This is a genomic window from Streptomyces sp. NPDC006265 (assembly GCF_040613555.1).
Classification (GTDB): domain Bacteria; phylum Actinomycetota; class Actinomycetes; order Streptomycetales; family Streptomycetaceae; genus Streptomyces.
Genome location: NZ_JBEXSH010000635.1, coordinates 1 through 5425, shown reverse-complemented (window position 1 = coordinate 5425; position 5425 = coordinate 1). Strand labels below are relative to the sequence as shown.

Annotated in this window: 6 protein-coding genes; all 6 read left to right on the top strand. The window is 71.8% G+C overall.

All coding sequences use genetic code 11. The annotated features are described in order from the left end of the window. Positions 1-160: 160 nt before the first annotated feature. Positions 161-460, top strand: coding sequence for a hypothetical protein (locus ABZ281_RS36015; protein ID WP_356662273.1), 300 nt, complete (start codon positions 161-163; stop codon positions 458-460). Between the two features lie 15 nt (positions 461-475). Next, positions 476-1426: an ATP-binding cassette domain-containing protein gene (locus ABZ281_RS36010; protein WP_356662272.1), complete on the top strand. Its 951-nt coding sequence runs from the start codon at positions 476-478 to the stop codon at positions 1424-1426. Beyond that, positions 1423-2163, top strand: a complete 741-nt coding sequence (locus ABZ281_RS36005; RefSeq protein WP_356662271.1) for a hypothetical protein — start codon at positions 1423-1425, stop codon at positions 2161-2163. The genes ABZ281_RS36010 and ABZ281_RS36005 overlap by 4 nt, the downstream gene beginning before the upstream one ends. 193 nt (positions 2164-2356) lie before the next feature. Then, positions 2357-3004, top strand: a complete 648-nt coding sequence (locus tag ABZ281_RS36000; RefSeq protein WP_356662270.1) for a SurA N-terminal domain-containing protein — start codon at positions 2357-2359, stop codon at positions 3002-3004. Positions 3005-3150: 146 nt separating this feature from the next. Next, positions 3151-4170: a nucleoside triphosphate pyrophosphohydrolase gene (locus tag ABZ281_RS35995; protein ID WP_356662269.1), complete on the top strand. Its 1020-nt coding sequence runs from the start codon at positions 3151-3153 to the stop codon at positions 4168-4170. Between the two features lie 169 nt (positions 4171-4339). After that, on the top strand, positions 4340-5425 hold a 1086-nt coding region (locus ABZ281_RS35990), incomplete at its 3' end, for a cytochrome P450 (protein WP_356662268.1).

The following is a 5425-nucleotide window of genomic DNA, read 5'->3' as shown; positions in this document are numbered from 1 at the left end:
GTGCAGAGCTGGTCCATCGGCAACGAGGTCCCCGACTCCACCTCCACCGCAGGCCTCGCCATGGCCGACCGGATCATCGGGGCCAGCCGGTTCCGCGGGCCGCACACCCCTTCCCGGCACCCGACCCTTTGACAAGCCCTCAAGGAAAACCAAGGAAGACATGAGCAACGGATCCTTCTCGGCACGGCGGCAGGAAGCCCCGGAGTCCGTCCGCGGCGACGCCTGGCCCGTAGTCCCGCTCGCTGTGGCCCTCTTGCTGCTCCGCTGGCAGGGAGACCAGACCTGGGCGTACGTCACCGCGGCCGTGATCGGCGGCATCGGGCTCCTGGCGGCGCTGATCGGACTCACCGAGTGCGTCAAGGCCGTCCGCCGCGGACTCGCGCCCGGCAAGGTCGTCTGGGTCGTCGTCGTCCTGTTGCTCGCGAGCTTCGGCGTGGTGCAGCAACTGATCGTGGCCTGAGGCGGGTTCGCGGAGATGACCAAGGCGACGATCGAAGTGTCGGGGCTGGCCAAGACGTATGCGAAGAAGCGCGTCGTCGACGGCCTGTCCTTCACCGTGAACCCCGGAACCGTCACTGGCTTCCTCGGCCCGAACGGGGCCGGCAAGTCCACCACCCTGCGCATGCTGCTCGGGCTCACCCGGCCCGACGCCGGGACCGCGCTCATCGGAGGGCGCGGCTACCACGAGCATCCCGAACCCCTCCGGGTCGTCGGAGCGTTGATGGACGCCCGCTGGGCCCACCCCAAGCGTTCCGCCCGCGCTCATCTGATCTGGCTGGCCCGCAGCAACGGGATTCCCGTGCGACGGGTGGACGAGGTGCTCACGCAGGTCGGTCTCACCGACGTGGAGGGCAATCGGGTCGGCGGGTTCTCGCTCGGCATGGCGCAGCGCCTCGGGCTGGCGGGCGCACTGCTGGGCGATCCGGGCGTCCTCGTCCTCGACGAACCCGCCAACGGCCTCGATCCCGAGGGCATCGCCTGGATGCGGGGACTGCTGCGCGCGCTGGCGGGCGAAGGCCGCACCGTCTTCGTCTCGAGCCATCTGCTTGCCGAGATGGCGCAGTTGGCGGACGACGTGGTGATGATCGGGCGCGGGAAACTGATCACCCAGGGCTCCGTCACGGACCTCACCTCCCTCAGCTCCACCGAGGAGGTGCTGGTACGGGCCGAGGAGCCCGAGCGGCTGCGCGACCTGGTCCTGGAGCACGGCGCGACCGTCGTCGAGGGACCCGAGCGCGCCGAGGCGCTGCTCGTCTCCGGGATGAGCAGCGAGGACATCGGCAGGGCGGCGGCCCGGGCCGGACTGGTCCTGTTCGAACTGGCGCCGCGCCGCCGCACAGTTGAGGACGCCTATCTGAAGCTCACGGCCGATTCGGTCGAGTACCGGGGCTCCGTGCGGCAACCGATGGAAGGGAGCCGGGCATGAGCACGGCCGTACTGCGGACGGAAGTAGACAAGCTGCGGTCGCTGGCCTCGACGTGGTGGTTCCTCGGGATCACGGCCGCGGTGTCGCTGGCCCTGAGCGGCTTCGGGGTGCGGGAGACGGCGGAAGGACAGGAGCCGGGCATCGCCGACGTCCTGACGGGACCGGCCTTCGCCCAGTTGCTCATCATGGTCTTCGCCGCCCGTTCGGCCACCATGGAGTTCCGCACGGGCACGATCTGGGCCTCCCGTCTGGCCGTGCCGTCCTGGTACCGGCTGCTGGCGGGCAAGGCGGCGGTCGTCGCCGGGCTCGCCGCACTCGCCGGGGCGGCCCTCATGGCCGGTGGCCTCGCCGTGGCGGCACTGGCGGAGCCCACCGCGCGGCTCACCCCGGACTCCGGACTCGACTGGCGCCAGCTCCTCACGGTCCCCGTGGCGTTCGCGATCACCGCGGTCATCGGTCTCGCGGTCGGGCTGCTGCTCAAGAGCGGAGGCGCGACCGTGGCGGTCGTGCTGGTGTGGTCCCTGGTGGCCGAGCCCGCGCTGGGCGCCGCGGGCGAATGGCTGCTCAGCGTCGACATCGGTGCCTGGCTGCCCTTCATCGCACTCAGCGACTTCCAGGGACAGCCCGGCGGAATGCCGTTCCCCGGCGGTCCCTACGCGGCGGGTCTCTACGTCACCGTCCTCGCCGTCGGGCTGCTGACGGCGGCGATCCGGCTCCAGGACCGCCGGGAACCCTGAACGCACCGGAGACCCCGGGAGGGGAACCGCGCCGACCCCCCGGACGCGGCTCCCTCCCGGCCCGGTCCGCGCGGCGGTGTCGGAAGTCCCGGTGAATCGTTGGTCGAATGGGTTGGCCAGAGCTTGGACACTGCCTACCATCGATCATCGCAAGACCTTGTGCACCGTCGCACAATCTCCTCGGGAGGTTTCCTTGCACCGCCGCCGTCGCACCGCGTTCGTCCTCACCGCCGCGATCGCCGCCGCGGCGCCCCTTCTCACCGCCTGCGGGAACGACGCGCATCCCGGCGCGGCAGCCGTGGTGGGCGGCCAGCGGATCACCGTCTCCCAGCTGGACGAGAGGGTCGGCGAGGTTCGCGCGGCCCAGCGGGCGGCCGTGCAGGACGAGGCGCAGTACCAGCAGGCCATCGCCAGAACCGGCACCCTCACCCGCGACACCCTGCACACCATGGTCCTGGACCGGGTGCTGCACCGCGCCGCCGAGAACGCCGGAGTGACCGTCTCCCGCAAGGAGATCCAGTCGATGCGGTCCGCCCTGGAACAGCAGGCCGGCGGTCCGAAGGCGCTGGAGACGACCTGGCTCCAGCAGTACGGCATCCCGCCGCAGCGCCTCGACGACAACCTCCGGCTCCAGCTGGAGGCCCAGAAGCTCGCCGAGAAGCTCGGCACCAACACCGACCGTCCCGAGTTCTGGAAGGCCCTCTCCGACGCCTCCAAGGACCTGAACGTCGACCTCAACCCGCGCTACGGCACCTGGGACGTCCAGAAGAGCAGCCGCGCCGACGCCAAGACGCCTTGGGTGCGGGACGTCACGGCGGCACAGACGCAGCAGGGCATGTAGGACGCCACGCCCGGCCCTCGGGCCCTGTGGACACCTGACCTCCGGGACCTGTGGACAACCCGGGCCTCAGGGTCCTGTGGCAACCCGGGCCTCAGGCCCTGTGGACAACTTCGGGCGCTGTCGGCGGCGTGGGATAGCTTCGAACCGTGAACGCCAACAGCCCCGAAGCCACCCCGGGCCCCGAGCGGACCGCCCCCGACGCGGCCGCCGCCCCCGGCCGCATCGTCCTGCTCACCACCAGCCACCGCGTCGCCCCCGGCCTGCTCTCCTGGCCCGCCTGGCAGGCACTGCACGCGGCCGACCGGGTGCTGTGCGCGGACGGCACGCACCCGCAGCTGCCGTATCTGCGCGAGGCGGGGATCCCCGTCGCCGAGGCGTCCCCGACCGCCCAGGAGCTGGTCGACGCCTGCGTCGGCGGACACACGCTGGTCGTGGTCGCGACCGGCCAGGGCGAACCGGTCCTCACGGACGGCCTGGCCCGCCTCACCGGCACCGGCCGTGTCGCCATGCCCGAGCTGGAGCTGCTGCCCGCCTCCTACGACCTGCCGGGCGCCCGGCTCCTCGACCTCGTCCAGGTCATGGACCGCATCCGCGCCGAATGCCCCTGGTCCTCCCGGCAGACCCACGAGGGCCTGGCCAAGTACGGCATCGAGGAGGCGTACGAACTCGTCGAGGCGATCGAGGAGGGCGACCGCGACGAACTGCGCGAGGAGCTCGGCGACGTCCTCCTCCAGGTCGTCTTCCACGCCCGCATCGCCGAGGAAGGCCGACCTGAGGACGGCGAGGAGCCCTTCTCCATCGACGACGTGGCCGGCGGCATCGTCGCCAAGCTGATCCACCGCCATCCGCATGTCTTCGGCGACGCGACCGCCACCACCCCGGAGGAGGTCAAGGAGCACTGGCTGCGCACCAAGGCGGTCGAAAAGCAGCGCACCTCGATCACCGAGGGCATCCCCCTCGGCCAGCCCGGCCTGGCCCTCGCCGCCAAACTGGCCTCCCGCGTCCGCACGGCGAACCTGGACATACCCCTCCCGCCCGTCGAGGGCATCGGCTACGACCTCCTGGCTCTGGCCGTCCGCGCCGAGTCGGAGGGCGTCGACCCGGAGGCGGCCCTGAGAGCGGCGGCCCGCGCGTACCGGGACGCGATCAGAGACGCCGAGGGCTGAGCGACCCGGGGACGAAGACGTGGGCTCCCGGGAGCCAGGAACCAGGAGCCGAAGGCTGGGAGCCGGGAGGCCGGAATCCGGAAGCCGGGCCCACGGAACAGCTCCAGAGGAGCCCAGCCCAGCCGCAACCGAGGCAGGGGCGCTCCCGGAGGCCGGATACCGTCGAGGCGTGACCGACCAGCCCCAGCCCAGCACACGCGCGACCGCTCCCGACCTCTTCACCTGGGAGTTCGCGAGCGACCCCTACCCCGCCTACGCCTGGCTCCGCGAGCACAGCCCCGTCCACAAGACGCGGCTCCCCAGCGGTGTGGAGGCCTGGCTGGTCACGCGGTACGCCGACGCCAAGCAGACGCTCGCCGACCACCGGCTCTCCAAGAACCCCGCGCATCACGACGAACCGGCGCACGCCAAGGGCAAGACCGGGATCCCCGGGGAGCGCAAGGCCGAGCTGATGACGCATCTGCTCAACATCGACCCGCCGGACCACACCCGGCTGCGGCGGCTGGTGTCCAAGGCGTTCACGCCCCGCCGGGTCGCTGAGTTCGCGCCGCGGGTGCAGGAGCTCACCGACACCCTCATCGACGGGTTCGCGGGGAAGGGGTCCGCCGACCTGATCCACGAGTTCGCGTTCCCGCTCCCCATCTACGCCATCTGTGACCTGCTCGGCGTCCCGCGCGAGGACCAGGACGACTTCCGCGACTGGGCGGGCATGATGATCCGTCACCAGGGCGGTCCCAGGGGCGGCGTCGCGCGGTCCGTGAAGAAGATGCGCGGCTACCTCGCCGACCTCATCCACCGCAAGCGGGAGGCGCTGCCCGCCGAAGCCGCCCCCGGTGAGGACCTCATCTCCGGTCTCATCCGCGCCTCCGACCACGGCGAGCACCTCACCGAGAACGAGGCGGCGGCCATGGCCTTCATCCTGCTGTTCGCCGGTTTCGAGACGACCGTGAACCTGATCGGCAACGGCACCTACGCCCTGCTCACCCACCCCGAGCAGCGCGCACGGCTCCAGGCGTCGCTCGCCGCCGGGGAGACCGGCCTCCTGGAGGCCGGCGTCGAGGAACTCCTCCGCTACGACGGCCCGGTCGAACTCGCCACCTGGCGCTTCGCCACGCAGCCCCTCACCCTCGGCGGACAGCGCATCGAGGCCGGCGACCCCGTCCTCGTCGTCCTGGCCGCCGCGGACCGGGACCCGGAGCGGTTCGCCGATCCGGACGTGCTGGACCTCTCCCGTCGCGACAACCAGCACCTCGGG